Annotated in this window: 20 protein-coding genes and 4 pseudogenes; 14 read left to right on the top strand and 10 right to left on the bottom strand. The window is 69.6% G+C overall.

All coding sequences use genetic code 11. From position 1 onward, the window contains the following. Positions 1-24: 24 nt before the first annotated feature. Positions 25-1,710, bottom strand: coding sequence for a MocR-like pyridoxine biosynthesis transcription factor PdxR (gene pdxR / locus IE177_RS18890; RefSeq protein ID WP_190016504.1), 1,686 nt, complete (start codon positions 1,708-1,710; stop codon positions 25-27). A 20-nt stretch (positions 1,711-1,730) separates the two neighbouring features. On the opposite strand from pdxR, the gene IE177_RS35445 reads away from it, so the two are divergent. Next, entirely contained in the window at positions 1,731-2,675 is a 945-nt protein-coding gene (locus IE177_RS35445; protein WP_190016503.1) for an EamA family transporter, read from the top strand. 625 nt (positions 2,676-3,300) lie between these two features. Further along, a complete protein-coding gene (locus IE177_RS18880; protein ID WP_190016502.1) occupies positions 3,301-4,200 on the top strand; it encodes a cation diffusion facilitator family transporter in 900 nt (299 codons plus the stop codon). Between the two features lie 61 nt (positions 4,201-4,261). Here the strand turns inward: IE177_RS18880 and IE177_RS18875 are convergent. Further along, positions 4,262-4,648, bottom strand: a pseudogene (locus tag IE177_RS18875) (ABC transporter ATP-binding protein); the annotation flags it as partial. Between the two features lie 333 nt (positions 4,649-4,981). On the opposite strand from IE177_RS18875, the gene IE177_RS18870 reads away from it, so the two are divergent. Further along, the gene (locus IE177_RS18870) at positions 4,982-6,583 is read left to right on the top strand and encodes a TROVE domain-containing protein (protein ID WP_190016501.1); all 1,602 of its coding nucleotides are present in this window, start codon (positions 4,982-4,984) and stop codon (positions 6,581-6,583) included. Between the two features lie 151 nt (positions 6,584-6,734). On the opposite strand, the gene IE177_RS18865 is transcribed toward IE177_RS18870, so the two are convergent. Continuing rightward, positions 6,735-7,553 carry an IS5 family transposase gene (locus tag IE177_RS18865; RefSeq protein ID WP_190016500.1) on the bottom strand — a complete coding sequence of 273 codons (819 nt, stop codon included), beginning with the start codon at positions 7,551-7,553 and terminating at the stop codon, positions 6,735-6,737. Between the two features lie 80 nt (positions 7,554-7,633). Between IE177_RS18865 and IE177_RS18860 the strand changes: the two are divergent. Continuing rightward, positions 7,634-8,446: pseudogene (locus IE177_RS18860) on the top strand (IS5 family transposase). Positions 8,447-8,686: 240 nt separating this feature from the next. Continuing rightward, on the top strand, positions 8,687-9,205 hold the full coding sequence (locus IE177_RS18855) for a hypothetical protein (RefSeq protein ID WP_190016499.1): 519 nt from the start codon (positions 8,687-8,689) through the stop codon (positions 9,203-9,205). Positions 9,206-9,690: 485 nt separating this feature from the next. On the opposite strand, the gene IE177_RS18850 is transcribed toward IE177_RS18855, so the two are convergent. Beyond that, positions 9,691-10,752, bottom strand: a complete 1,062-nt coding sequence (locus IE177_RS18850; RefSeq protein ID WP_308431576.1) for a LacI family DNA-binding transcriptional regulator — start codon at positions 10,750-10,752, stop codon at positions 9,691-9,693. Between the two features lie 323 nt (positions 10,753-11,075). Here IE177_RS18850 and IE177_RS18845 point away from each other — a divergent pair, with 323 nt between their 5' ends. Genes IE177_RS18845 through IE177_RS18830 form a run of 4 tightly spaced genes read left to right on the top strand, consistent with a single transcriptional unit; the run spans position 11,076 to position 15,984 of the window. After that, positions 11,076-12,374 carry an ABC transporter substrate-binding protein gene (locus tag IE177_RS18845; protein WP_190016498.1) on the top strand — a complete coding sequence of 433 codons (1,299 nt, stop codon included), beginning with the start codon at positions 11,076-11,078 and terminating at the stop codon, positions 12,372-12,374. A 10-nt stretch (positions 12,375-12,384) separates the two neighbouring features. Continuing rightward, the gene (locus tag IE177_RS18840) at positions 12,385-13,440 is read left to right on the top strand and encodes a carbohydrate ABC transporter permease (protein WP_190016497.1); all 1,056 of its coding nucleotides are present in this window, start codon (positions 12,385-12,387) and stop codon (positions 13,438-13,440) included. Next, positions 13,437-14,270: a carbohydrate ABC transporter permease gene (locus IE177_RS18835; RefSeq protein WP_190016496.1), complete on the top strand. Its 834-nt coding sequence runs from the start codon at positions 13,437-13,439 to the stop codon at positions 14,268-14,270. The genes IE177_RS18840 and IE177_RS18835 overlap by 4 nt, the downstream gene beginning before the upstream one ends. Positions 14,271-14,310: 40 nt before the next feature. After that, positions 14,311-15,984, top strand: a complete 1,674-nt coding sequence (locus IE177_RS18830; RefSeq protein WP_190016495.1) for a glycoside hydrolase family 13 protein — start codon at positions 14,311-14,313, stop codon at positions 15,982-15,984. Between the two features lie 140 nt (positions 15,985-16,124). On the opposite strand, the pseudogene tpg reads toward IE177_RS18830, so the two are convergent. From tpg to IE177_RS18820, 3 genes and pseudogenes are all read right to left on the bottom strand, one after another. After that, positions 16,125-16,428 (bottom strand): annotated as a pseudogene (gene tpg, locus IE177_RS34990) (telomere-protecting terminal protein Tpg); the annotation flags it as partial. 88 nt (positions 16,429-16,516) lie between these two features. After that, entirely contained in the window at positions 16,517-16,906 is a 390-nt protein-coding gene (locus IE177_RS18825; protein ID WP_190016494.1) for a PIN domain-containing protein, read from the bottom strand. A gap of 462 nt (positions 16,907-17,368) precedes the next feature. Next, positions 17,369-18,184: an SAM-dependent methyltransferase gene (locus IE177_RS18820; RefSeq protein ID WP_190016493.1), complete on the bottom strand. Its 816-nt coding sequence runs from the start codon at positions 18,182-18,184 to the stop codon at positions 17,369-17,371. 1,256 nt (positions 18,185-19,440) lie between these two features. Between IE177_RS18820 and IE177_RS18815 the strand changes: the two genes are divergently transcribed. Then, positions 19,441-19,584 carry a hypothetical protein gene (locus IE177_RS18815; protein WP_190016492.1) on the top strand — a complete coding sequence of 48 codons (144 nt, stop codon included), beginning with the start codon at positions 19,441-19,443 and terminating at the stop codon, positions 19,582-19,584. Here IE177_RS18815 and IE177_RS35750 read toward each other — a convergent pair. Then, positions 19,567-19,677: a glycine cleavage system protein H gene (locus IE177_RS35750; RefSeq protein WP_373305119.1), complete on the bottom strand. Its 111-nt coding sequence runs from the start codon at positions 19,675-19,677 to the stop codon at positions 19,567-19,569. The two genes, IE177_RS18815 and IE177_RS35750, sit on opposite strands and share 18 nt — an antisense overlap. Positions 19,678-20,900: 1,223 nt before the next feature. Beyond that, a complete protein-coding gene (locus IE177_RS18805) occupies positions 20,901-22,088 on the bottom strand; it encodes an MFS transporter (RefSeq protein ID WP_190016490.1) in 1,188 nt (395 codons plus the stop codon). Between the two features lie 54 nt (positions 22,089-22,142). Here IE177_RS18805 and IE177_RS18800 point away from each other — a divergent pair, with 54 nt between their 5' ends. Both IE177_RS18800 and IE177_RS18795 read left to right on the top strand, forming a co-directional pair. Further along, entirely contained in the window at positions 22,143-22,907 is a 765-nt protein-coding gene (locus tag IE177_RS18800; protein WP_190016489.1) for an AraC family transcriptional regulator, read from the top strand. A 376-nt stretch (positions 22,908-23,283) separates the two neighbouring features. Beyond that, complete coding sequence (locus IE177_RS18795; RefSeq protein WP_190016488.1) at positions 23,284-23,751, top strand: MBL fold metallo-hydrolase; 468 nt, start codon at positions 23,284-23,286, stop codon at positions 23,749-23,751. Here IE177_RS18795 and IE177_RS18790 read toward each other — a convergent pair. Beyond that, a complete protein-coding gene (locus tag IE177_RS18790) occupies positions 23,748-24,326 on the bottom strand; it encodes a hypothetical protein (RefSeq protein ID WP_190016487.1) in 579 nt (192 codons plus the stop codon). The genes IE177_RS18795 and IE177_RS18790 overlap by 4 nt on opposite strands. 69 nt (positions 24,327-24,395) lie before the next feature. On the opposite strand from IE177_RS18790, the pseudogene IE177_RS35745 reads away from it, so the two are divergent. Both IE177_RS35745 and IE177_RS18780 read left to right on the top strand, forming a co-directional pair. Continuing rightward, positions 24,396-25,218 (top strand): annotated as a pseudogene (locus IE177_RS35745) (IS5 family transposase). Between the two features lie 106 nt (positions 25,219-25,324). Continuing rightward, the gene (locus tag IE177_RS18780; protein WP_190016486.1) at positions 25,325-25,627 is read left to right on the top strand and encodes an SUKH-4 family immunity protein; all 303 of its coding nucleotides are present in this window, start codon (positions 25,325-25,327) and stop codon (positions 25,625-25,627) included. Positions 25,628-25,775: the final 148 nt, after the last annotated feature.

Here is a 25,775-nt window from a genome sequence, read left to right as displayed (position 1 = left end):
CAGGCGAGGGCACCGGGGGCGGGGTCAGGCGGCAGCGGGCAGGGTCCGCAGCGCCTCCCCGATGAGGGCGATGCCCTCCTCGATCTCGTGGGCGGCGCCCGCCGCGTAGCCGAGGACCAGGCCGGGCTGGCCGGGGGTGAGGCGGTGCCAGGACAGGGGGTGGGCCTTCACACCCCGGGCGAGCGCGGCCGCGGCGAGGTCGGTGTCGCGGACGCGGCTGCTGGGCTCGTCGGTGAAGGTGACCATGAGGTGCAGTCCGGCGGCCGCCCCGTGGACGCGGGCGCCGGGCAAGTGTGCCTCGACGGCCCGCAGCATCACGTCCCGGCGCCTTCGGTGGCGGCGCCGGACGTGGCGCAGGTGTCGTTCGAGCTCGCCCGAGTCCATGAGCTTGGCCAGGACCAGTTGGGTGAGGATGCCGTTGCCGAGGTCGGCGTACCGCTTGGCGGTGACGAGGGCGTCGCGCAGGTGCGGAGGGACCAGGAGCCAGCCGACTCGCAGTGCCGGGGCGAGCAACTTGGAGACGCTGCCCGCGTAGCAGACCCCGTCGGGCAGCAGCGAGCGCAGTGCCGGTACGGGGGGCCGGTCGTAGCGGTGCTCGGCGTCGTAGTCGTCCTCGATCACGACGCCGCCCTCGGCCGCCCAGCGCAGCAGCTCGCGCCGGCGTCCCCCGTCGAGGACAACGCCGGTGGGGAACTGGTGCGCCGGGGTCATCAGCACGGCCCTGGCCCCGCAGACCTGCAGCGCGTCGACGTCGAGGCCGCCGGCGTCAACGGGGACGGGGACGGTCGTGTGGCCACCGTACTCCAGCTGCTGGCGCGCGCCGAGCGAGCCGGGGTCCTCGACGGCGACGCGGTCGACGCCGTCGGCACGCAGCAGTTGCCCGAGCAGCCCCAGGGCCTGCGCCACACCGGCGACCACCACGACCTCGTCCGGGTCGGCGCGGATGCCGCGGTTGCGGGCCAGCCAGCCGACGACGGCCCGCCGCAGCGCGGGCGCGCCCTGGGGGCTGCCGTAGCCGAAGTCGGCCGGGGTGACGGCAGCGAGGACGGCGCGTTCGGCGCGCAGCCAGGCGGTCCGGGGAAAGGCGGCGAGGTCGGGCACGCCCGGGGAGAGGTCGATCCGGCAGGACAGGCCGCGCAGGGCGTCGACAAGGCCGTCGCGGTGGGGGGAGGCGAAGAAGGCGTCGGGGGCGGGGGCGGGGGTGGGGGTGCGAGGGTGGGAGGCCCGATGCTCGGCGGCGGGCGGTGACGAGGATGAGGGGCGGCCGGATGCCGTGGAGGCTGTGGGCGGTGCTGAGGGAGACGCCGGGGGCGCCGGGGCGGCGACGACCACCGTGCCGCCTCTGCCCCGGCCGGCGATCTGACCTGACTCGGACAGCCGACGGTAGGCCTCGGTGACCACGCCCCGGGTGACGCGAAGCTCCTCGGCGAGCACGCGGCTGGCGGGGAGCCGCGTCCCGACCGGCAGTCGGCCGTCGGCGATGGCCGACCGCAGTCGGTCGGCGAGCCAGGCGGTCCGCCCGCCCGGGGGCGCGTCGGCGATGTCGAGCTGGAGGAAATCGGAGCCGAGGGAGGCACCGGGCCGAGGCGGACGGCCGTCGGCCGCGCCGCCGACGCCGGAAGCCGCACCGGTCGATCTCACCGTCGCGTCCGTTGTGGAGGTTTTGGACCCCTTGACCGACGGCTCTCTGGACCTGCCCATGGCGTCCATTGTGCGGCCAGGGTGGACCCATGGACACCCCTTCCGCATCCTTCGCGCCCTTGATCCCCGGCATGGTCGGGATGGTGCTGGTCGGCAGCAGCGTCAGCGTGTCGCACGCGCTCGTCGACGCGCCGCTGTTCACCGCCCAGGCCGTGCGCTACGCGGCCGCGACCGCGATCCTGCTGCTCCTCGCCCGGCTCGCCGGTACCCGCCCGGTCCGGCCGCGCGGCCAAGAGTGGCTGTGGCTGGCGGGGCTCGCGGTGACGGGGCTGCTGCTGTTCAACGTGGCCGTGGTGCGGGGGGTCGCGCACGCGGAGCCCGCGGTGATCGCGGTCGCGGTAGCGTCTGTGCCGGTGGTCCTCGGGGTCCTGGGCCCGCTCCTGGAACGGCGCGCTCCGAGCCGGCAGGTGCTGCTAGCGGCGCCCGTGGTGGTGGCGGGCGCGGTCCTGGTGGAGGGCACGGGCCGTACGGATGCGGCCGGGGTGGCCTGGGCAGCCCTGGCCCTGGGCTGCGAGGCGGCGTTCACGCTGCTGGCGGTACCGGTGCTCGGCCGGCACACGCCGTGGGGGGTGTCGGTGCACGCGTCGTGGCTGGGCGCGGTGCTGTTCGCCGTCCTCGGAGTAGAGCGCGAAGGCCCCACGGCGGCGGGGGAGTTGACGGGGGCGCAGTGGGCGGCCGTGGGCTACCTGGCGCTGCTGGTCACGGCGGTCGCCTTCGTGCTCTGGTACTCGACCGTACGCACCGTCGGCACCGGCCGCGCCGGCCTCCTCGCGGGCATCGCCCCGCTCGCGGCGGCAGCGGCCGGCACGGCGACGGGCTCGGGGGTGCCGGGATCCTCGGTGTGGCTGGGGATCGCGGTGGTGATCGGGGGGCTGATCGGGGGACTGCGGGCGCCTCGGGCTTACGGCGCAGCCGCCTCGGTGGACGCCGCGCCCCGAACAGCACCCTCGCCCACGTCGACGCGCTCCAGGTAGGCACAGGTCCGACGGCCGACCGGAACTCTCGTGCCGCGGTGGCGCGCCGCCGTCCGGCCGTCGAGCGACAGCGACACCCCGGACAGGCGTCACCGATGGGTGTGGCACCTATGGCTGGCCGAGCGCATGCTGGCGCGGCGGTTCGAGGACCACCGACTGTCGGACGGCGTGCCACCACCTCGCCGCCCAGACTCAGAGCCGGTCGGCGGACGACCCGGTGGCCGTCGCGGCGACCTTCCCCGGAGCAGCCGCGACCGCCACTTCGCAGCGCCCCGGCCGTCGCATCCACCCGCTGTGCGACTGACCGAAGGGCTTCCGGTGGACGATCCGGCGCGCCCGTCCTTCATTGCCGCGGCGTGTTGATGAGCGGGCCGACAAGGCTAGTTCGCTGGCGGAGGGCCCCGCGGCGGATTGTTCGCATGTTCCGCGCTGGCCACCGGAGCTTGATCTGCACCCTCCTGGACACGCACCTGCCCACTCCCGCCGCAGGCAGCGGCCTCGCGCGCAGTCTGGTACGCGATACGTACGTGACAGGGGTGCACGGGCACGCAGATACGTCTCGGCGCCTGGCCATCTCGGTCATCCAGGAGGGCGTGGTACGGGTTCCGCGGGAACACTGAGGGACATGGCGAAAGCTCTGCACCCGGACCGGCGGGACACCGACGTCGGAAGTACCCTCACGGTCGTTGTCGCCGCCCTCGCCAACCTCGGCATCGCGATGGCCAAGGTGGCGGCCGGCCTCATCAGCGGCTCCAGCGCCATGCTCTCCGAGGCCGCGCACTCGGTCGCCGACACGGTCACCGAGGTGTTGCTGCTGACGGCTCTCAAGCGCAGCCGGAAACCCCCCGACGAGGACCATCCCCTCGGATACGGCCCCGAACGCTACGTCTGGGCGCTGCTCGCCGCAGTCGCCACCTTTGTCGGCGGCGCGGTCTTCTCCCTCTACGACGGCATCCACACCCTGACGAGGGGCGAGACGCTCGGTGACCCGCGGGTGTCGTACATCGTCCTCGCGGTCGCCTTTGTGCTGGAGGGCTTCTCGCTGCGGACCGGGGTGCGTCAGGCGCGCGGTGACGCGGACCGCCGCGGGATGCCCTTCAGGCTCTATCTGCGGCACACGCCCGACACCGCCGTGAAGGCGGTGGTTCTGGAGGACTCGGCTGCGCTGATCGGCCTGGTGCTGGCGGCGGGCGGCCTGCTGGGCGGGCAGCTCACGGGATCCGGGCTCTGGGACGGCATCGCCTCCCTGTCCATCGGCGTGCTGCTGCTGTACGTCGCCTGGGTGCTCGGCCGGTCCAACGTGGAGCTTCTCATCGGGCGGCCGCTGCCCCGGCCGGTGAGGGAGCGGATCCGGGCGGAACTCCACCAGATGCGGAGAGAACTCCGACCGACTGACTCGGCACGGCACCAGTGGGCACCGGCATGCCGCCGAACGACACAGGTAAACCGTCGTGCGGGGCACGCTTTGGAAGAACTGAGGAGCCGCTGTCGATCTAGCCACGTCCCGTTCGACATCCTGATGTAGGACGCATCGCCATACGAGCACCGACAGGACCTGATAAGGGAACACATGGATCAGCTGCTGCGAGGAGGCGGCTGGCCCGCACGTGCTCGACCCAGCTCATCACCGGCACGTACCGTTCCTGCGCCACTCGCATCGCGCCCCGGCCGCGCGGCGCCGCGATCAGGAGCAGCATCGGCAACAGGACGGGATGGGGGATCGTCGGGACGCCGGCCGTGGACATCAGGAAGATGGGTCCGTTCAGCGCGGCGACGCAGGCGCTGATCATGCGGCGGGCGGATCCGGCACCGTACTGGGCGACGTCGATCGGCCGCCTAAACTACGGGTTCTCGATGGCCTCCAGCTTCACGGACGCGGCGGCGGCCAGGTACTGGGTCGTGGCGATCGGCTCGACCAGCGGTTCCAGCCGGCCCGCCCGCGAGGTGGACCATCCGCCCAGGCCCGAAACCACGCCCCCGAGGCGTCGACGACGGCGCACACGCTGTCGACCCGGACCCTGCCGTGCTGCCCGGGCGGGCGGGATGCGTGCTCCCATGGGCCTGCGTTAATCGCTGGTGTGCGGCCTGGTGGCAGCTGTACGTTGGCATCGCGACCGCGCCTCCGATGCGCTCGGCTGCGGCTACTTCCTTCTGACAACCAAGTGACGCCGCCGCCCTCTTTGATCTCGGCAGGCGCGGGCGTCTTCGCCCCGTCGGACCTTTTGGCCGGGGCCGTCCCATCTTTCGAATCCGGGGGGGATTCGCTGCCTCGTTACATCCCACGCGTCTCCAAGATCTGGCCCGAGATGCTCGTGGCCCCGCACGTCTCGGCGGCCGCCGGCTCTCTGCTTCCACCACGGCTCCATCACGGGCCCGCCAGGTCCAACTTGTGCACCTACGAGGGCGGTCCGGCCTTCGTCCGGGAGCCCCGCGAGGAGCTTTTTCTCCTTGCGGTCGGCAACATTGTCTCCCAGCGGACCTTTTACGAGAGCGGTGAGGAGCGGGACGACCGGTACGCCCGTCTCGTCGGTGAACTCGCTGTCCAGGACCCCGTGTGGACGGCCGGCTTGCTGCGCTGGCTTCGCGGCGAGGGCAACATGCGTACGGCATCCATGGTGGGCGCAGCCGCGTACGTGCAGGCCCGGCTTGAGGCCGGGGCGTCCGCAGGCCCGTCCAACCGGTCCGTGATCGACTCGGTGCTCCAGCGCGCTGACGAGCCCGGCGAACTGCTCGCCCACTGGATCTCGGTGCACGGGCGGAAGGTGCCGCAGCCCGTGAAGCGGGGAATCGCCGACGGCGTGCGCCGACTGTACACGTCCCGGTCCTTGCTGAAGTACGACACCGCGTCCAAGGGCTTCCGCTTCGGCGACGTGCTCAACCTCGTGCACGCCTGCCCCGACCCGGACAAGCCCTGGCAGGGCGCGCTCTTCCGGTACGCCCTGGACCGCCGCCACCAACCGGAGCAGGCGGTTCCGCCGGCCTCCGACCACCTGCTGACCGCCCACCAGGCGCTGATGGAGTCGGCTGCGGACGAGCGGCGGGCGATGGTGACCGGACCGGGCGGCTCCGAGCGGCTGGCCGCGGCAGGCATGACGTGGGAGGCCCTGGCGGGCTGGCTCCACGGACCGATGGACGCCGTGGTCTGGGAAGCCGTGATCCCCACGATGGCGCCGATGGCGCTCCTGCGGAACCTGCGGAACTTCGACGAGGCGGGGGTCTCGGACGAAGTCGCGGCCCGGGTCGCCGCACGGCTCTCGGATGCCTCCGAAGTCGCCCGGTCCCGGCAGTTCCCCTTCCGCTACCTGGCCGCCCACCAGCACGCGCCGTCGCAGCGCTGGGCGGCCGCGCTGGAACGGGCACTGGGGCACTCCCTGGCCAACGTACCGCCCCTGCCCGGCCGGACTCTGATCCTGGTGGACCGGTCCGACTCCATGTTCTGGGACACCGTCTCCGAGCGGTCCAAGCTGACTCGGGCGGACGCGGCGGCCGTGTTCGGCACCGCGCTGGCCATGCGCGCCGAGCAGGCGGATCTAGTGGAGTTCGGCTGGAGCAGCGCAGAGGTGCCGTTCGAGCCGGGCGAGCCGGTGCTCGAGGTGCTGAAACGCTTCCGCAGTCTCGGAGGCACCCACACCACGAAGGCGGTGCGGACCCATTACCGGGACCACGATCGGGTCCTGATCGTCACCGACGAGCAGGCCGCCCCCTACGGCCCCGGCGAGCCGGGCGAGCCAGTTCCGGCCGACATCCCGGTCTACATCTGGAACCTGGCGGGGTACCGGCCCGCCCACGGCCCCACCGGCCCTAACCGGCACACCTTCGGTGGCCTCACGGACGCCGCGTTCCGGATGGTCGGCCTCATCGAGGCCGGCCGCGAGGCCGCTTGGCCGTGGACCGTTGAGCCGACCTGATCCGAACGACACGGACCGAGCTCAGCGCATGAGCATGCGGGCACCGGCGGTGAACACGCGCCGGGCAGCCGGTCGTCGCGACCGCCGACCTGGCCCGCACCACGGCCGCGGCCGCCCTGCCGAACAGCCGCGGACTGCTAGGACCATTGTCCTATGTGGTGAGGCGGACGAGTCGCTTGTAGCAGCACAGGGTGGCGGCGAGTCCGAGAAAGGCCAGGTAGTTCCGGGGATCGCGTTCGTAGCGGGGGCTGAGCCGCCGGTAGCCGGACAGCCAGGACATGGTGCGCTCGACGACCCAGCGGCGTCGCCCTAATCGTTCGCTGGACTCGATGCCCTTGCGGGCGATGCGCACTCCGATGCGCTTACCGCGCAGCCATCTACGCAGATCAGCGCGGTCGTAGGCTTTGTCCGCGTGCAAGCGCTGGGGCTTGAAGTACCGGCCGCGGTGAGGGTCGTGTCTCGTTTGGTGACCCTCCACCATCGGCTTCAGTCCTTCGCTGTCGTGGGTGTTGCCGGCGGAGACGCCGACGAGGAGGGGCAGGCCGTTCGCGTCCGACGGGACGTGCATCTTGGAATTCGGCATGCACCGGTCCACGGGGCTCGGACCCGTGTGTTCGCCCCCCTTTTCAGCCCGGACGTGGGCGGTGCCGAGGACGATCCGGGTGACGTCGACCAGGCCGGCGTCGTCGAGCCGGGGCAGCACGGCCTCGCGGAGACGGCCCCAGACACCGGCTCTGGACGAGATCAAGAACCGCCGGTGGGCGGTCGACTTCGAGATACCAAAGCACGGCGGCAACGCACGCCGGGCACAGCCGGATACGAGGACGTGGATGATCGCGGCGAAGAGCGTCTCATCAGGCGTGTCCTGCGTTCCCCCAGCCTGCGGCCGCACCTTCGACGGAGGGATCAGCGGCTTCGCGATCTCCCACAACCCGTCCGGAACAATCCAACTCCACGTACCCCGCCCCATGCCAAGTTCAACGACGCCTCACCACATAGGACATGGTCTAACACCGGGTCCTACATGGCCAGTTTGCAGTTGAGCTGGGCATGGGGAGTGGACGGTGGGGATGGATCGTTCCGGACGGACTCTGGGAGATCGCCAGGCCTATGCTGCCGCTGGCGCGGGTTCGGCCGCAGGGCGGAGGGGTGGCCAACATCGATGACGAGGCGGTGTTCGCGGCCATCATCTACGTCCTGGTCAGCGGCTGCGCCTGGCGGGCCCTGCGCCGTGCTTCGGGGCGTCGAAGTCCACGGTGCACCGCCGGTTCCTGATCTGGTCGCGTGCGGGTGTCTGGGGCCGGCTGCACCAGAAGGTGCTCGAACTGCCTGACAGTCAGGGCCTGGTCGACCTCTCCCGGGCAGTGCTCGACTCCGCTCTCGTCCGCGCCAAAAAGGGGGCGAACTTGCAGGTCCATCGCCCGTGGACCGGGGCAAGCCGGGTTCCAAGATGCACATCCTGTCCGACGCCAACGGTCTGCCCCTACGCGTCGGACTCTCTGCGGCGAACACTCACGACAGCCTCGCGCTGAAGCCGATGGTCGCTCATTTCCACGTAGGACACGAATCCCACAGCGACCATTCCAAACCTCAGCGCCTGCACGCCGACAAAGCGTACGACGTTCCTGACCTGCGGCGATGGCTGCACAGCCAGCGGATCGGCGTCCGCATCGCCCGCAAGGGAATCGACTCAAGCGAACGACTGGGCCGCCGCCGGTGGGTCATCGAGCGCACGACTCCTGGCTGACCGGCTACCGCCGCCTGTCACCCCGTTACGAGCGACACCACCGCAACTACCTGGCCTTCCTCGGACCCGCAGCGGCCCTCTGCTGCTACAAACGCCTCGGCAAACTGACCATGTAGGACACGGTGTAAGCGATGACGGATCGCTGAGCGGGATGGAAACGACCGTCGCGGGCGTACCGGAGCTGACGACGTCTGGCAGGCTCGTGAGCGCCGAGGAGTACGCGCAGCGCATCGAACGCGCGGCTCCTGGCCGACGACGAGCAGCGCACGAAGACGGACTAGACGCCCTGGTCGGTCTCGGCCTCCCTGACGAGACCGCCCGCCGTATGTCCGGCTACACAGGAGAGTAGGGCCGCCATGGCAACCAGTGGATCCACGCAGGGTTTCGGCGTTCGCGTCTGCTCGCTGAAGCGCAGCACCCGGCAGATGATCGCCCCGGGCACGACGTACCAGATCGTGCAGTTCCCGTTCGGAACGGCCGAGCCGTCGGACCGGTACAACATGCACCAGAGGCGGCAGCCGAACGGCTATGTGATCGACTCGGCTAACTGGGACTCGGACCCGCGGTCGGGTCTGATCTGGCCGGAGCGGGCCGGCTGGGGAACGCTACAGGCGCTGATGCAGTGGGACCCCTCCGATGCCACCGAGTTCAGGGATCAGTTCGTGCGGGACCCGTTCGGCTTTACGCCGAACCCGAACGACACCACCGCAACCGACCATCGGGCGGTGACGTCCGGCGGCCAGTACTGGACGAAGGTGTGGGGGATCTTCGTGGATCCAGCGACCCCCCTCGCCCTGCGCGTTGCGCACAACGCGAGCGCCCCCGTTGCGCTGAGGATCGCCGAGTTCAAGCTGATCATCCACTACGCCGAGTAGGCGACTCATGGCAGAGCCGATCACACGGGTGCCGACGCGTCCCGGCCCGGACCGGGGGAGTCGTAATGGCCTGGTGTCCGTTTGCGAAGACGATGGAGCTCCGGCCCGAGAGCGACGCGCAGCCCGCGATCCGGCCGACGCAGTTCATCGTGCACAGCATCGTGGCGCCGTGGACGCCCGAGCGCACGTACGAGTACTGGCGTGACTCGACCAACCTCGAAAGCCACTTCGGTCTGGGCTACGCCGGCTCGCTCGCCCAGTTCATCGGTACCGAGACCCGCGCCGACGCGAACGCGGCGGCGAACCGGCGGGCCGATGGGACCGTCGCCGTCTGGCCGGAGTCGGCGTCCAACCTTCGCACCCTGCGCGCACCGGCTGCGTGGCACCTTCCGGCCGGGGCCGTGACTGCCCCTGGAGCAGGTACTGCACGACGACGGCCGGCAGGGCACCTGAACGGCGTGCGGGCGGACCGGTGCCGACGGTGCTCACGGGGACGTCCGTGCCGGCTCCTCGTCCTGCTGGGGCGTTGCCTTCGGCGCGGTGGTGGCCCGTGGGATGAGCTGGGTGGGCAGGATGACGTGTCGGGTGCGGTCGGCCGCGGTGTCGTCGATGAGGTGTAGGGCGAGTTCTCCGGCGAGCCGGCCCATGTCGGAGGGTGACTGGGCGACGGTGGACAGGTCGAACCACTGGGCCACCTGGTGATCGTCGAAGCCGATGACGGACATCCGGTCGGGTACGTGGATGCCGGCCCGGCGCAGGGTGTGGATGACGGCCACGGCCAGCTCGTCCTGTTCGGCGAAGAGAGCGGTGGGCGGCTCGCGCAGGCTCAGCAGCTGTCCGATTCCGGTGATGAGGCCGCGGGTGTCGTCGGCCGCCATGGTGACAATGAGCTCGTCGTCCAGGGGGATGCCTGCCTCGGTCAGCGCCTGCTGGTAGCCGAGCAGGCGTTCGCGTGAGCTGAAGCTGAAACCGGTGGCCCCGGTGGTCGGCGCGAACGCGATCCGGCGGTGTCCGAGGTTGAGCAGGTGCCGGGTCGCCTTCAGGGCACCGTCGACGTCGTCGACGTAGACACTCGGCCGGCCCTCGGCGTGCTGGCTGACGTAGATGACCGGCATTCCCAGGTCGTCCAGGCGTGCGGTCTCCTCGTGGGTGAGGTCGAAGCCGAAGACGAGCAGCGCGTCGGCGTTCCGGCGGGCCGGCAGGCGCTCGAAGAAGGAGGTGCGCTCGGTCATGTCGGGGATGAGATAGACGTTCAGTTCCCTGCCCGCCGCGCGTAGCAGGGGGCCCAGGCTGGACAGCGCCGATCCCATGAACCACGAGTTGAGCGTCGGGACGAGCACCGCCACCACTCCGGTCTTTCCCGTGACGAGACTCGCCGCCTGGCGTGAGACCGCGAAGTTCAGCTCACGGGCGGCCTGTTCGACCCGGGCGCGGACCTCCGGCGAGACGGTCGGAAGACCGCGCAGGGTGCGGGAGACGGTGGACGGGGAGACGCCGGCCCGTTCGGCGACGTCGGTCATCGTGGGGTGCCGTTGAGCGGGTGACATGAGCGGAAGTTAGCACAGGCACGTGTCCTGCTCCCCTCTGTCGTGACAGCGCTGTCACAACGGATGCACGCCGAGATAACACCCCGTTTGCCCATGAATAAGCCGTTCACTGCCTCAAAACTGTTCGAGCTACCGGCAAGTTACGGATTGACTTCGTCTGAGTGCACTCCTAGCGTGCAAGCGTTGTCTCGACGGGGTCGACGCCGTCCTCACCCATTGCTCATTAACGGCTTTGACCTGCAGTTTCCATCACTGAAGTGACGTGACAGCACAGTCTCGCACGGCGTTCGCGCCTCGGTTCCCGCACGACCAGGAGAGAGACAGTGAAGACCAGGACCACCAGAGCCCTCCAGTGCGCGGCGACGCTCGCCGCCGCCGGGCTCCTCCTCACCGCCTGCGGCTCCAACGGGGGCAGTGATGCGGGGAAGCCCGCTGGGAGCACGTCCTTCGAGGGCCGTGGCCCCATCACGTACGTGGCCGGAAAGGACACCTCCGGCGTCGTGCAGAAGGTCATCGACCGCTGGAACATGCTGCACCCGAAGGAGAAGGTCACCTTCGTCCAACTGCCCACGGACGCGGACTCGCAGCGGCAGCAGATGATCCAGAACGCGGAGACGAAGTCCGACGCCTACACCGTGCTCTCCCTCGACGTCGTGTGGACGTCGGAGTTCGCCGCCCATCAGTGGATCGACCGCCTGCCCGAGCAGAGGTTCCCGCTGCGGAACATGCTCAAGCCGGTGGTGGAGACGGCGAAGTACCGCGGTGGCCTTTACGCGGTCCCCGCCAGCTCCGACGGCGGGCTGCTGTACTACCGCACAGACCTGCTGAAGAAGGCCGGCATCACCAAGTCTCCGGCCACCTGGTCCCAGATGACAGCCGACTGCGCCAAGGTGAAGAGGCTGCCCGAGGCCAAGGGCATGTCGTGTTACGCCGGTCAGTTCCAGAAGTACGAGGGCCTGACGGTCAACTTCGCCGAGTCCGTGGACTCAGCGGGCGGCGTCGTCACCGACGCCAGCGGCAAGCCGGACGTCGACACGGCCGGCGCCCGCAAGGGCCTGGACTTTCTCGTCGGCGCCGTCAAGGACGGCACGATCCCCAAGGAGGCCATCACCTACCAGGAGGAGGACGGCCGCCAGGCCTTCGAGTCCGGCAAGCTGATCTTCCTGCGCAACTGGCCCTACATGTACGCACTCGCCGAAAAGAGCAAGCTGGCGGGCAAGTTCGCGGTCGCGCCGCTGCCCGGTCTGAACGGACCCGGCTCCTCCAGCCTCGGCGGTCACAACCTCGCCCTGTCGTCCTCGGCCAGGAACAAGGCCACGGCCCTGGACTTCATGAAGTTCTTCAGCAGCCAGGACAGTGCGAGCACGTTCTTGAAGGACGCCTCCCTCGCCCCGCCGTACGCGAAGTCGTACGACGACGCCTCACTGGTCAAGCAGTATCCGTACCTGCCCGTCCTCAAGCAGTCCATCCTGCACGCCGTGCCCCGGCCGCGGGTCGTGCAGTACGGCGACGCGACCTCGGCGATCCAGCAGGAGGCGTACGCCGCGCTGACCGGCGCCAAGAGCAGCGCCCAGGCGCTGAAGGACCTGCAGAGCGCACTGCAGAAGTCCACGGCGCAGTGAGGAGCGGGCGATGACGGACACCACGATCCCGCCCGGCGCCACGGTGCACGAACGCGGCAGCGCCTCACTGCAGCCGTCCCCGCCGGTGCACCGGCGCCGCCGCACACACGTCCGGGCGACCGCCGGTTCGGGCCGGATGGCGGCACTCCTCGTCTCCCCGACGATCCTGGTGCTGACCGTCGTGGTGCTCTATCCGACGCTGATGGCCCTGCACGAGTCGCTCTACGGACCCAAGGGCCTCGACCCCAGCACCGGCTTCATCCGCACGAGGGAGCCGTTCGTCGGGCTGCACAACTACGCCGACATCTTCGGCGTCGCCGGCCAGCGGTTCTGGAACGCCTTCTGGAACACCACGTTCTTCACCGTCGTCACGGTGGGACTGGAGACCGTGATCGGTGTCGCGATGGCGCTGATCATGCACCAGGCCTTCAGGGGCCGCGCCCTGGTGCGAGCGGGCATCCTCGTGCCCTGGGCGGTGCCCACGGCCATCTCCGGCCTGCTGTGGCGGTGGATCTTCAACAGCCACGGCATCGCCAACGCGATCCTCGGCCGCCAGATTCTGTGGGCCACCGAGGGCTTCCACGCCAAGGTCGCGGTCATCGTCGCCGAGGTGTGGAAGACCGCCCCCTTCATCGGCCTGCTGGTCCTGGCCGGCCTGCAGGTGATCCCGAAGGAGGTCCACGAGGCCGCCCGTATCGACGGGGCCGGCGCCCTGCGCCGGTTCTGGCACGTCACCCTGCCCCTGGTGAAGCCCGCACTGCTGGTGGCGGTGCTGTTCCGCTGCCTGGACGCACTGCGGATGTTCGACCTGCCCTACATCCTCGTCGGCGCGCAGAAGAACTCGGTGGAAACCCTGTCGATGCTCGCGCAGAACGAGGCCTCCAACGTCCGCTTCGGACCGGCCTCCGCCTACGCCGTGATCCTCTTTCTCTACGTCCTGCTCATCGCGCTCGCCTTCGTCCGGCTGCTCGGCACGGACCTCGTCGCCGCCCGCGACGGCAGGAAGACGAGCCGTAGGAGGCTGCGGGACGTCCTGGCGCCGCGCCGCACGGAGGTGGCGGCATGACCCGCACGGCGACCTGGCGCACCCGGCTGCTGTACGTGGGAGTCGCCGCGGTGGTGGCCTACTGCCTGGCCCCGTTCTACTGGATGGTGGTCTCCAGTCTGCGGCGCACCTCCGACATCTTCGACACCTCGCTGCTGCCCACGCCGGTGTCGTTCGAGAACTACCGGGCGGTGTTCGACCCGACCCAGGGATTCACCCGTGCGTTGCTCAACAGCCTGATCGTGGCGGGCATCACCACCGCATCGGCGCTGCTGCTGGCCACGTTCACCGCCTATGCGATGGCCAGGCTGGAGTTCCGGTTCAAGCGGTTGATCCTGACGCTGATCATCGCCACGTCGATGTTCCCGGTGGTGTCGATCGTGGTTCCCCTGCTGAAGCTGTTCACCGACATCGGCTGGATCAACACCTACCAGGCGATGATCGTGCCGAGCATGTCGTTCGCGCTGCCACTGGCGGTATGGAACCTCACCACGTTCTTCCGGCAGATGCCGGACGAACTGGAGCACGCCGCGATGATCGACGGCTGCACCCGCGGCCAGGCGTTCCGCAAGGTCATCATCCCGCTCGCCGCGCCGGGCATCTTCACCACCGCGATCATCACGTTCATCGCCGCCTGGAACGAGTTCCTCATCGCCCTGTCGATGACGAACAAGTCCGCCATACAGACAGCACCGGTCGCCATCTCCAAGTTCGCCGGCGCGACCCAGTTCGAGACCCCGTTCGCCAGCCAGATGGCGGCGGGCGTCCTGGTCACCGTTCCGCTGGTGGTGATGGTGCTGCTCTTCCAGCGCCGTATCGTCGCCGGACTCACCGCCGGCGCAGCCAAGTAGACCCCGCCCCTCCCACACCTCGAAGGGCCCACTCCACACCATGCCCAGCACCGCACCGTGGTGGCGCAGCGCCGTCATCTACCAGGTCTACATCCGCAGTTTCGCCGACGCCAACGGTGACGGCGTCGGCGACATCGCCGGCATCCGCTCCAAACTGCCCTACCTCAAGTCCCTCGGGATCGACGCCATCTGGATCAATCCGTGGTATAAGTCGCCGATGGCCGACCACGGTTACGACGTGGCGGACTACCGCGCGATCGACCCGCTGTTCGGCACGGTGACCGAGGCCGAGGAACTCATCGCCGAAGCGCACCGGCACGCAATCCGTGTCATCCCCGACATCGTGCCCAACCACACCTCCGACCAGCACGCCTGGTTCCAGGCCGCCCTGGCGGCCGGACCCGGCAGCCCGGAACGTGAGCGCTACATCTTCCGCCCCGGCCGCGGCACCGACGGCGCCGAACCGCCCAACGACTGGGTCTCCTGCTTCGGCGGCCCGGCCTGGACCCGGCTGCCCGACGGCGAGTGGTACCTGCACCTGTTCGCCCCGCAGCAGCCCGACCTCAACTGGGAACACCCCGACGTTCACGCCGAGTTCGAGTCGATCCTGCGCTTCTGGTTCAGCCGCGGAGTGGACGGCTTCCGTATCGACGTCGCCCACGGACTCGTCAAGCACCCCGAGCTGCCCGATCTCCCGTCCCGCCATGAACCGGCGGTGCTGGGCCCCCTCGCCCCCCGGGAACCCTCGGACACAGCACCCAGGCAGCACATCGACCACCCCCACTGGGACCGCGAGGAGGTCCACGACATCTACCGTGCCTGGCGCAGGGTGGCCGACGAGTTCCCCGGCGACCGCTCGTTCGTCGCCGAGGCCTGGGCCGACACCCCCGAACGGCTCGCCGCGTACGTCCGCCGGGACGGCCTGCACACCGCGTTCAACTTCGACTTCCTGATGTCCAGTTGGAGCGCGAAGGACCTGCGCGCGGTCATCGACGACTCACTCGCCATGCTTGGCGCGGTGGGCGCGCCGGCCACCTGGGTGCTGTCCAACCACGACGTCATGCGCCACCCGAGCCGCTACGGCCGCAGGGCGGTCAGGCAGTGGACCACCAACGAGCCGTACCGCCCCGAGGGCCCCACGGACCTCGAACTGGGCACCCGGCGCGCCCGTGCGGCGGCCCTGCTCATGCTCGCCCTGCCCGGCGGCGCCTACATCTACCAGGGCGAGGAACTGGGCCTGCCCGAGGTCGAGGACCTGCCCGAGCACGTGCTCCAGGACCCCGTCTGGGAGCGGTCCGGACACACCGACCGGGGCCGCGACGGCTGCCGCGTGCCCATCCCTTGGTCCGGAGACACCGCACCGTACGGCTTCAGCCCCGAGGGCTCCCCCGCCACACCCTGGCTGCCCCAGCCCGCCGCGTGGGCGGAGCTGAGCGTCGAGGCCCAGACCGGCGACACCACGTCGATGCTGGAGCTCTACCGCAGCGCTCTGCGTCTGCGCCGCGAACACCCCGCGCTCGGCGACGGCACCCTCACCTGGCTGGACGCCCCCGAGGGTGTCCTGGCCCTCGCCCGTGACCCCGGTTTCACCTGCGTGGTCAACCTCTCGCCCGAGGCCTGCCCCCTGCCGGCCCACACCTCGGTGCTGCTCTCCAGCGGCCCCATCGACAACGGCCTGCTCGAGCCCGACCAAGCGGCCTGGCTGGCCGTGTAAGCCGGATCCTTCACCCGGGCTGCCCCCACGGCGCACCTGCGGTCCCGACCACCGGAGGTGCGCTCCCGCAGGCCACCGGAGATCTCAACTCCGCTTGGTTCATCTCCGCGTTCTGGCGCCCGCGCGGCCGGCCCCAGCCACAGCTCGAATTCCAGGTGGAGGAGGTCGGTGAGTTCTACTTCGAGGCCGTGGGCGCGGTGGCCGTTGTCGCGGAAGTTGACCTCGCCGAGGGCCTCGGCGGCGATCCGGTGGCTGGTCCTCGGTGAGGCCGTCCTGTTGGGCCGTAAAGCGGCGGGCGGCGTGTTGTGGGGGCAGGGCGAGGGTGAGGTGGCGGATGCGGGCGTCGTCGGTGGTGCCGGGGGCGGCGGTGTAGCCGAAGCGGGCCTGGACATCGGTCATGATGCCGCCGGTGGTGGCCGCGGTCTGCTTGGCCTTCGCCCTGATCCAGCCACAACTCTGGGCAGCACCGGGTGTTCGCGGCTGTCAGGTCGCGGCCGACCAGGCCCGGGCCCTGTCGCCGGGCGGCCGGCGTTTATGGGTCGGGGTGGACGCCGGTGCCGGCGTAGGCCTTGGGCGTCAGGGTGAGCAGGTACCAGCCGGTGGGGTGGGTGGGGAAGGGGCGGGCGGCGTGGATGGCGTGGACGGCGGCCCAGGAGTGCCCGAACCGGAGCAGGTCGGTGGCGGTGACCGCGGCGTCGGTGTCGAACGCCTCGATACGGATGAACCGCAGCCCGTTGATGTAGCCGAGCAGGCCCGGCCGCTCCGCGTCGCCGGCCGTCAGGGACAGCACCGGCGCATAAAGGTCACCAAGTCCGACGGAGGCCTGGACGTAGAACGCGGCGACCGCCTCGTTGAACGGGTCCTTCGGGTCGTACAACGCCGTGGCGGTCGTGTGGTCCAGGACGACCGCGATGCCCGCCACTACGCGGCCGCCCGCGGACCGCGCGTGGCGCCACCCAGGCGCTCCAGGCCGACGGCACCGCCTTCTGCCAGTTCGAGGTGAACCTGCGTCACCCCTTCATCGGCTGGAACTGGCGGCGCGGCTGCGCCTGATCGGCCCCGACGGCGGCCGGAGCGCGCCGCACCGCGCAGCAATCGTCAATTGGGCTTTCGTCCCTCTTCCTGGCTCCCGTAGGACAGGGGTCGCTGCCGGCGGCACTCGCTACCCGGACAGCGTGCGGCAGGATGGGCGCCATCGCGGAGGCGAGGCTCGCCGGGATGAGCACACGTTCGGCGGCGGCCGCGGCCGCGGCCCGGCCGGCTCCGCTGTGCGCAGGCCGGGGGCGGGGCCCGCACACAGCAGGGAGGGCTCGCCGCTGACCGGCGGACCAAAAACCACGGTGAACCGGCTGGAACAGGCCGGCCGGAACAGGCTCTCGGTGAGCTAGGACAACGCTTGGCTCGTGCCGCGTACGGCCGTGATGAAGCCAGTGCCGGACGGATTGGCTGTTGGCCGGCCGTAGTGGTCAGCGACGGCGTCCAGCGGGTGGACCCGGGTGTGCCAGCCGTGGTCGCCGAGCCAGTCGGCGGTCCTCGAACCCAGGCCGCCCTTCCACAGCGAGGTGATGTGCGCGACCGACGGATCGTCGAGAACGGTCTGCCCGCTGCGTCCCCGCTCCAAGACGAGCCGGCTGATCGGGGCGGACAGTTCACCGACCGTGGTGAGCAGCCCGGCCGCCTCCTCTGCGGTGAGATAGACCAGCAGGCCTTCGACACCCCAGGCGGTTGGCTGCGCCGGGTTGAACCCCGCGTCGATCAGCCGATCGGCCCAGGCGGTATGCAGCAGGTCCACGGGAAGGGCCGTTCTGTCGCAGCGCGCTACGGCGGACTCCGCCGCCAGCACATGGTGCTTGAACTCGAAGACCGGCGGCAGGTCGAGCTCGTACAAGCGGATCCCATGCGGCCAGGGGAGCCGGTAGGCGCGGGTGTCCAGCCCGGCTGCGAGCAGGACCACCTGGTTGCAGCCGGAATGCAGAAGCTGCTCGTCGTAGAAGCGGGTCCGGATCACCGCCTGGGCCCTCAGGACCTGCGCCAGCGGACCGGGGCTGTGCGGTCGCATCGGCTCTCCCGACGCGGCCAGAAAGGCTGCAGCATACGGGTCATTGAACAAGGCGTTGCCGGCTGCGCTCTCGTCAGCGCGGACCTGGGCCACGGCCAGCGCCGTTTTCGACACGGCGCTCAGCAGCTGCCACTTCGTCATGACGCCCCACCGTACAGCGCTGTCGACATATCTGTGGCGATCCATTGGGGCATTGGCGGAACACAGCTGTCAGGCTCGGCGAGCACCTGACCGAGCTGAGCCGCAACCCCCTGCTCGGGATCCGGGAGGGTGAGATGATCGAAGTGCCGGATGCCCCCGGCGGAGGGCACCAGTAGGTGTCCCAGTTCCGGAAGCCCGCACGCAGGTGGCAGCGCGGCTCCATGGCCTGTGTCTTGAGACGGTGCTGAGGGCAGTTCGGGGAGAAGCTCCTCGGGAGGTAGAACGAGCCGGGGCAGCATGACGGGGCTGTTGTCGTGGCGGGCTTTGCGGTGGCGGGCGTGGCCCGCCCCGGCCGTTCCCGCGTGGACCAGGAACTGCTGCGCTGGGCCTTCGGCCGACTTGGCTGACCACCACACCACCATGCCGCTCACCGTGCCACCGCGGTCCGTCACCGTGGTCCTCGACCCAGGCGACGACACAATCCACACGCACACTGCCCTGACCGCCCACCACCCGCCGTCCGACCGGATCACCCTGCACCCCGGCCCGGGCACCACCAGCGAAGCCGGCCTCGCCCACGACCTTCTCGCCGCCCTGGGCAAACCGCTCCTGCTCCCGGGACGCTTCCCCGGCGGCCGTCAGCCCGTCTGGGAAGCCGCTGCCACGTGGATGACGGCCCTGCCCGTGACCTGGCTGACCGTCCTGCGCGCCCACCGGCTCACCGCCCGTCGCGCGGTGCGCCTCCTCCAGCTACAGGCCCTCACCGGTCTCCACCTGACCCTGGTCTGCCACCGCCCCCACCTTCCCGCCGCTCTGCACCAGGCCCTGCGGACGGCCTACTACTGCCTCACCGCCGACTTCGAGGCCGCCCGCCGCCACTACTACGGCGCGCCTATCACCGAATACCCGCCCCCAGCCGAGCCCGTCGGACCGGCCAGCCGATGGCTCACCCTGCCCGCACTGGACCGCCTCGCCTCCTACGACAGCCCCCGACCCTGCCGACCCGTGCACGCCGCCCCCGATCGCCTGGCGGCACCGGCCACCGCCCGCTATTCCAGATCCTCGCCCTGGTGCACGACGTCGCCCGGCCTCATAGGCAGTGTTCCGCCGGTGCCGAGGTGCTGTCGCGTGAGGTGCAAGCAGCGTTGCCAGTCGACGGGCCAGGCGGGGCACCAGGCGGGGTCGATGTCCTCGAGCTGCTCGCTTCGCTCCTGCGACAGCACCCCCACCGCAGATGCCGCGGGCAGCCCCTCTGCATGCCGTTGCTCGTCCACCACCGCTCGCCGGGCGGCGGCCCGCGTACCGGCAAGGGCCAGGCCCGCTGGACCACGCGCTGGAAGACCGCGCTGAACGCCTTCGACATCACCTTCGACGGCCGCCTCTTAGCGGCCCGCCAGTAACCCAACCACCCCAGTTACACCGCTCAACTGGTCCTGGCGGTAATCCGTGATGCCCACCCTGACAGTGTGATCACCAGCTCTGCTCACCCACATGTATTCTTGGTTGTACCTGAGTCCCTCGGGAACCATCACCTCTCCATTCGCTCACTGCGGTGATCCAGATCGTCACCTGTCCCAAGTGACAGGGTCTGTCCGCTTCAGTGGAACGAGCGGCTTGAGCGAGAGGACGCGGCTCCAGACTGGCGGCATCTGCCAGGGAACTACCGCACGACCCATCAGACAGGCCCTAAACCCCACAAGGCGCGCCCCGTGGCCACGCACCACGGGGCCGCCTGGTGGCGCGTTCGCATCGAAAGGCCAAGGCGCGGTTCCCGAGCTGTGCCGCTCTCTTGCCAGAACGGGCGGGAACTCGCAGGCCCGCCCGCAGGGGCCGTTACCGGTACGCACCCCTACGATTGCGAGTGCTGGTCAGTCTGGATGCTTCGCCTTTACCAGGCATTCCAAAGCACACCATGACGGTGGCGGACCGGTGGCATGTCTGTGTCGTCAAGTTCGTGGCCGGCGCGGTGCAGTCCGCGCATCCGCTGGGCTTCGAGTCGACCCTGGAGCCGAGCGCGGCCCTCAGCCGTAGCGATCTCGACGGAAAACGAACCCTTCCTGCAGTGAAGCACCATCCACTGCCAAGAGGTGAGCCGACACAGCGTCTTCGCCGGGACGGGGCGACGGCCTTCGCGGGCGGCTCGGGCCAGTTCAGCATTGGCATAGCGCAGGTCGTACAGCGACATGGACTCCGATGCGCCCTCTTGGACGCGGAGTCGCCTGCAAGTCGTGCGGAGAGTCCGGGACATCGAAAGCCTCCGTAGGGGCCCTCTGGGCTTTCCAGAGGCACCTACGGCGGGTGCGTAGTGATCAGCACAACTCAAGCCTCCCCCTTCGTTGGTCACGACGCTCTACCAACAGCACAGTAGTCGGCCGCGCAGACGGGGAGACCGAGACGAGCCAGGTAGGCGCGGGCATGGGTTCCTAGCGTGGGCTGAGCCTCCGGTAGCCGGACAGCCACGACATGGTGCGCTCGATGGCCCGCTGTCAGTGCCGAGTGGGCGACCGCCGACGCGATCGAATCGAACCCCGAAAGCGCACCGTACTGAGGGCATTTCAGCGGCCCTTCGAGCAGCCGTTCTTCGATGAGGAGCCGCCCCTCTGGAGGTTTATCGAGGACACAGAACCCAACTCAGACCTGTGGGCCGGGCCTTCCCTTGGCCAGAGCCCGGCCGCGACTCGGTCGATGGGCACGCCTGCACATTGGCCCTGCACCTCTACGCACCCTGTCGTGCGGATGCGGTCGCCGACGCGACGTATAGGGGCTTGGGAGTGACCGGTTCGGGCAGGGCGCGGAAGAGGAGCCAGCTCAGCGCGGGCATGGCGATCAGAGGGGTGAGGGCTGTCTTCAGGGAGGTGGAGTCGGCGAGGTGTCCCAGCAGGGGGCTGATGAGGCCGCCGGCGCTGACGGTGAGGCCGAGGGTGACGCCGCTGGCGGTGCCGATGCGGGTGGGCAGGTAGTCCTGGCCGAGGGTGACCTGGAGGGAGAAAGGGACGTACAGGCCGGTGGAGGTGAGTGCCACGAAGAGGAACATGGCCGGGCCGGGAATGTAGATCACTCCGATGAGGGCGGCGACCGTGAACAAGTAGGACCAGCGCGAGACGTGGACGCGGTGGTAGCGATTGGCTAGGGCCCCGCCCAGAACCGAGCCGACCGCGCCGCCCAGGAACAGCAGGAACAGAGCGACGGTTCCCGCGGTGGCGCTGTCGTGCATGCGCTGCTGGGCGTAAAGGGAGATGAAGGTGCTCAGACCGGTGAAGACGATGGAACGGAAGACGACCGCCAGGGACAGCTTCAGGAACGATGCCATGTCGTCGGCGCCCCGCGGCGCCTCCGTTCTGAACATGCCGGCTTGAGACCGGCCGAGCATCCGGAGCACGGGCATGTACAGGGCGGCGCCGACGAGCGCGGGCAGGACCAGGACGGGCGTACAGCGCAGGGAACCGCGTCCCATCACGGCCGACACCATGAGCGGGGCCAGGGCGAAGCCGATGTTGCCGCCGAGGGAGAAACAGCCCATCGCACTGTGGCTGCCCCGGCTGGCCAACCGGGCCACGCGGGCGGACTCCGGGTGGTAGGCAGCCACCCCGATCCCGGAGACGGCGATGCAGAACAGGGTGAGTCCGTAGGAGCCGCTCAGGCCGCTCATCGCGATGCCCACGCCGCTCAGCAGGGTGCTGACAGGCAGCAGCCACGGCATGGCCCACCGGTCGGTGAGCACGCCGAACACCGGCTGAGCCACCGACGACAAGAGGGACGCCGCCAGCACGATGCCGGAGACCACCGCGTAGGTGTAATTCCGTTCGGACACGAAGAACGGGACCAGCGCCGCGACGGCGCCCTGGTAGATGTCGACGCAGCCGTGCCCCATGGCCAGCAGGGAGATCGATGTGTTCCTTCGCATCCCCTCATGCTGGGCGAAGCATCCGGCGTCGCGCTTTCGCTAAATTGACAGTTGATGCAGAAAGTCCGCCACACATCTGTCGCTCCGACCCGCACCCAACGTCTCCGGTCCGGCGGGGAGATCGACGCGCACCGTCACGACGAGCACCAGATCGTCTACGCCAGCCAGGGCACTATCGCGGTGACCACCGACACCGGCTCCTGGGTCGCCCCCGCCACCCGCGCGCTCTGGATCCCCGCCGGCACCGTCCACCAGCATCAGGCCCACGGCGAACTCGCCCTCCACCTCGTCGGCCTGCCTGCCACCGAGAACCCCCTCGGCCTGGACAAACCGGCCGTCCTCGCCGTCAGCCCCCTCCTGCGCGAACTCATCGTCGCCTACACCCGCGACCCCGACAGCGACAGCCCACCCCACCATCGACTCCGCGCCGTCATGCTCGACCAGCTCACCACCTCTCCCACGCAACCCCTGCACCTGCCGACACCGACTGACCCTCTGCTTCGGGAACTGCACGGCATCCTGCGCACTGACCCGGCAGACAATCGCTCACTCGATGCCCTCGGACGCCAGATCGGCGCCAGCGCCCGAACCCTATCCCGCCGCCTCCGTGACAACCTCGGCCTCACCTATCCCCAGTGGCGCACCCAGGTCAGACTCCACCACGCCCTGATTCTTCTGGCCGACGGCACCCCCATCACCACGGTTGCCCACCAATGCGGCTGGTCATCTGCCAGCACCTTCATTGACGTCTTCCGCCGTACGTTCGGCCACACTCCGGGCGCCCGCCCATCACCTGACGCAAGACTCGGTCAGTCATGAAGTCGGCGCTTGCCTGCTATCAACTGAAATCCCGCCCTGTCCGCGTCTACGCCGACAGACATCAGGCAGCCACCTGGAGTCCGAACGCATTGAGGTAGGTGATCAGCCTTCTTGCGGCTCTCAGGACCGGGAGCGGTATCACCGCCCTTTGCCGCCGGCGCTCCCGGGCCGCGCACGGCTGGACAGTGCGGTGACGGCCGATGCCGGGCCACACGGTCCGTCATCGACGGCGTCTTCCCGCGAGCAGCCGGAACGGCCGAGTTGGCCTGCACAGGAGAAGGTCGCCGCAACGCCGATCGCGGGAACGTTGTCTCGTTGTCGTGGTTTTGATGCAATGTGAAGCGGGAAGTGAGGCAAGCCCGGTGAGCGGTATCCGATGTACGACAGTGAACTGTACGGGACTGAGCTCTACGAGAAGCTCGGCATCGACGCGGAAGGAGAGCACGTACCGCACCTCTTGATCAACAAGCTGCCACACCCCGCCTACGACCCGAGGGGCTACCATCCGGGCCCGCTGAAGGTCACTCACCGGCTCCAGGGAGGGGACACCATCGAAGTGGGCGGTCGCACGCTGACCGTTCTCCATCTGCCTGGCCACACACCCGGATGCATCGCCCTCCACGAGGAACGCACGGGCGCGCTGTACTCCGGCGACGTGATCTACAACGGCCATCTCATCGACGACCTCCCCGAATTGGATCGGTCCTCTTACCGGCACAGCATGCAACACCCCACAGGCCTTGACGTGTCCATCGTCCACCCTGGACACGGCCGCAGCTTTGGCCCCCGCCGGCTTCGCGAGCTGACGCTCGGGTACCTGTGCGGCATCACGAGGATCAACTAGGCAGGATTGCGGCAGCGATGTGCCGGCCGGTGGTTTCCTGTGGGGGCGAACGTCACTCCCCGGTCGTCCACCGCGAGGTCACGTCGTTCGTCGCGCAAGACGTCCACCGTGAGGGTGCCGGCCCGCCGGCGCAAGCCCGGGTCGATGTCGGGGAACAGCGTGGCGGCCCCACCGTCGGCCAGCCGCCGGGCCTGGTAACGGACGTCGGCGCGCAGGACGGCGTGCATGCGCGCCCAGCGGGGTGCGATTGCCAAGGCCCAGTAGGCGTGCAGGGCTTCGGCGACGCGCTCGAGCAGGGCCAGCGGGTTTTGGTAGGCCTGTTGCAGGCCGGGGTGCAGCTCTGCACCGCTGGCGGCTTGGAGTAACTCGGTTGTCACACGTTCGGCCGGCGTTGCCCGCAAGGCGGCGAACTCGACGTCGGGGGACGGGCCGGTGGGGTGAGGGGTCAGGAAGTCGGGGATTCGCCGACGAGGGCCGACCAGCGATTGCAGCAGCGGCCAGTCGAGTTGCCGTAGCAGCGGGGCACACTGGCGCGGGAAGGGCGGGTGCTTGGCGTGCGGATCGGGTTGTGTCATGCCCACAGGCTGAGAGCGGTCTCCTGCAGGGGTGAGCACGCGAACCGAACGGAGACGAGGTCGTCCCGGTTGAGTCGTAGACGCGGGCGAGCAGGTCGTCGATTCCAGCCGTTACTGCCGGACCGAACCTCTCGGCGGGGTGGGCGATGCGTGATCACCGGCAGTTGATTGACGCGATCGCGTTCAAGTACCGCACGGATACGCCGTGGGTGGATCTGCCCGAGCACTTCGGCTTGTGGAAGGCAGCCCACAACCGGCTGCGGAAGTGGGCCGCCGACGGCACCTGGGAGAGCCGATGCCGAAGGTGACCTCGACTAATTCGTCGCGGTCGACTCCACGGTCGTCTGCGCTCACCAGCACACTGCCGGGGCCCGTCAAAAGGCGCCCCGGTAGGCGAGCCGGACGACCATGCCCGCGGACGGTCCCGCGGCCGACTGACCACCAACATCCATCTCGCCGCAGACAGCCGCTGCCGGCCGCTCGCCTTCGCCCTCACGCCCGGCCAGGCTAGTGATGCACCCGCCTTCCCCGAGTCATGGCCGACCTGCGGGTGCCGCGGCGGATCGGCCGACTCAGGACCACACCGGAGATGGTCCTGGCCGGTAAAGACTACTCGTCCCGCGCGATTTCGGACCCACTTCCGTCAGCGCGGGATCCGGGCCGTGATCCCCCAGCCTTCCGACCAGGTCGCCAAGCGCAAGAAGCGAGGGCGATCAGGCGGCCGTGCGCCTTCGATCGGAAGGCGTACAAGCGGCGCAGCACCGTCGAGCGGCGCATCAACAAGCTCCAGCAGTGGCGCGGCGTGGCCACTCGATATGACAAGACCGCGACCGTCTACGTCGGCGGACTCCACATCGCCCGCCATCTTCATCTGGTCGGCGAGGTGATCTGAAGGGAACGGCCTTGTAGTCGCTGATCGCCGAGCAGGTGTAGTACGGGTTGTTCTGACGGGCATAGAAATCCAGCACTCAGCGATTCGGAATCAGGGAGAGCATTCAGTGACCTCGGACCACCCAGCCCCGCCGACCACCGCCGAACAGGCCCTCGACATCGTCCGCAGCCGCTTCGCCGAGCTCAGACTGCCCGATGGCTCGCCCGTCGAACTCCGCGTCCAGGAGTTCGACATCGGCTACCTGGTGCACGCGGTGTTCCCGCCGGTCACGGACGTCGCCGGACGGCCTCAGCCGGCTCCCCCCGGCGGCAGCAAGATCGTGGTCTCCAAGGAGAGCGGCGAGGCCGTCACCGTGCCCAACTACCCGACGCAGGCGGCCATCGACCTGTACCGCCGGCAGCGGAGCTGACCCCTACGGCGAGTGCACAGTACAGCGAGAACCCGCCGCTGCGGGCCTGGTTCTTCTTGGTCGCCCTCCTGCTCCGACGTCTCCCGCTGCCCGCGCAGGGACGCAGGGCACGGGCGATGCCGGGACAGGCTCACTCAGCAGGTGACAG

Origin of the sequence: Streptomyces lucensis JCM 4490 (assembly GCF_014650035.1) — a bacterium.
Classification (GTDB): Bacteria; Actinomycetota; Actinomycetes; order Streptomycetales; family Streptomycetaceae; genus Streptomyces; species Streptomyces lucensis.
This window is presented reverse-complemented; position numbering and strand designations above follow the sequence as displayed.

Bases quoted from the DNA above. Each gene is read 5' to 3' on its own strand.
- pdxR (WP_190016504.1), bottom strand. From the start codon at position 1,710: ATGGACGCCATGGGCAGGTCCAGAGAGCCGTCGGTCAAGGGGTCCAAA.
- IE177_RS35445 (WP_190016503.1), top strand. From the start codon at position 1,731: ATGGACACCCCTTCCGCATCCTTCGCGCCCTTGATCCCCGGCATGGTC.
- IE177_RS18880 (WP_190016502.1), top strand. From the start codon at position 3,301: ATGGCGAAAGCTCTGCACCCGGACCGGCGGGACACCGACGTCGGAAGT.
- IE177_RS18870 (WP_190016501.1), top strand. From the start codon at position 4,982: ATGCTCGTGGCCCCGCACGTCTCGGCGGCCGCCGGCTCTCTGCTTCCA.
- IE177_RS18865 (WP_190016500.1), bottom strand. From the start codon at position 7,553: ATGGGGCGGGGTACGTGGAGTTGGATTGTTCCGGACGGGTTGTGGGAG.
- IE177_RS18855 (WP_190016499.1), top strand. From the start codon at position 8,687: ATGGCAACCAGTGGATCCACGCAGGGTTTCGGCGTTCGCGTCTGCTCG.
- IE177_RS18850 (WP_308431576.1), bottom strand. From the start codon at position 10,752: ATGTCACCCGCTCAACGGCACCCCACGATGACCGACGTCGCCGAACGG.
- IE177_RS18840 (WP_190016497.1), top strand. From the start codon at position 12,385: ATGACGGACACCACGATCCCGCCCGGCGCCACGGTGCACGAACGCGGC.
- IE177_RS18835 (WP_190016496.1), top strand. From the start codon at position 13,437: ATGACCCGCACGGCGACCTGGCGCACCCGGCTGCTGTACGTGGGAGTC.
- IE177_RS18830 (WP_190016495.1), top strand. From the start codon at position 14,311: ATGCCCAGCACCGCACCGTGGTGGCGCAGCGCCGTCATCTACCAGGTC.
- IE177_RS18820 (WP_190016493.1), bottom strand. From the start codon at position 18,184: ATGACGAAGTGGCAGCTGCTGAGCGCCGTGTCGAAAACGGCGCTGGCC.
- IE177_RS18815 (WP_190016492.1), top strand. From the start codon at position 19,441: ATGCCGTTGCTCGTCCACCACCGCTCGCCGGGCGGCGGCCCGCGTACC.
- IE177_RS35750 (WP_373305119.1), bottom strand. From the start codon at position 19,677: ATGTGGGTGAGCAGAGCTGGTGATCACACTGTCAGGGTGGGCATCACG.
- IE177_RS18805 (WP_190016490.1), bottom strand. From the start codon at position 22,088: ATGCGAAGGAACACATCGATCTCCCTGCTGGCCATGGGGCACGGCTGC.
- IE177_RS18800 (WP_190016489.1), top strand. From the start codon at position 22,143: ATGCAGAAAGTCCGCCACACATCTGTCGCTCCGACCCGCACCCAACGT.
- IE177_RS18795 (WP_190016488.1), top strand. From the start codon at position 23,284: ATGTACGACAGTGAACTGTACGGGACTGAGCTCTACGAGAAGCTCGGC.
- IE177_RS18790 (WP_190016487.1), bottom strand. From the start codon at position 24,326: ATGACACAACCCGATCCGCACGCCAAGCACCCGCCCTTCCCGCGCCAG.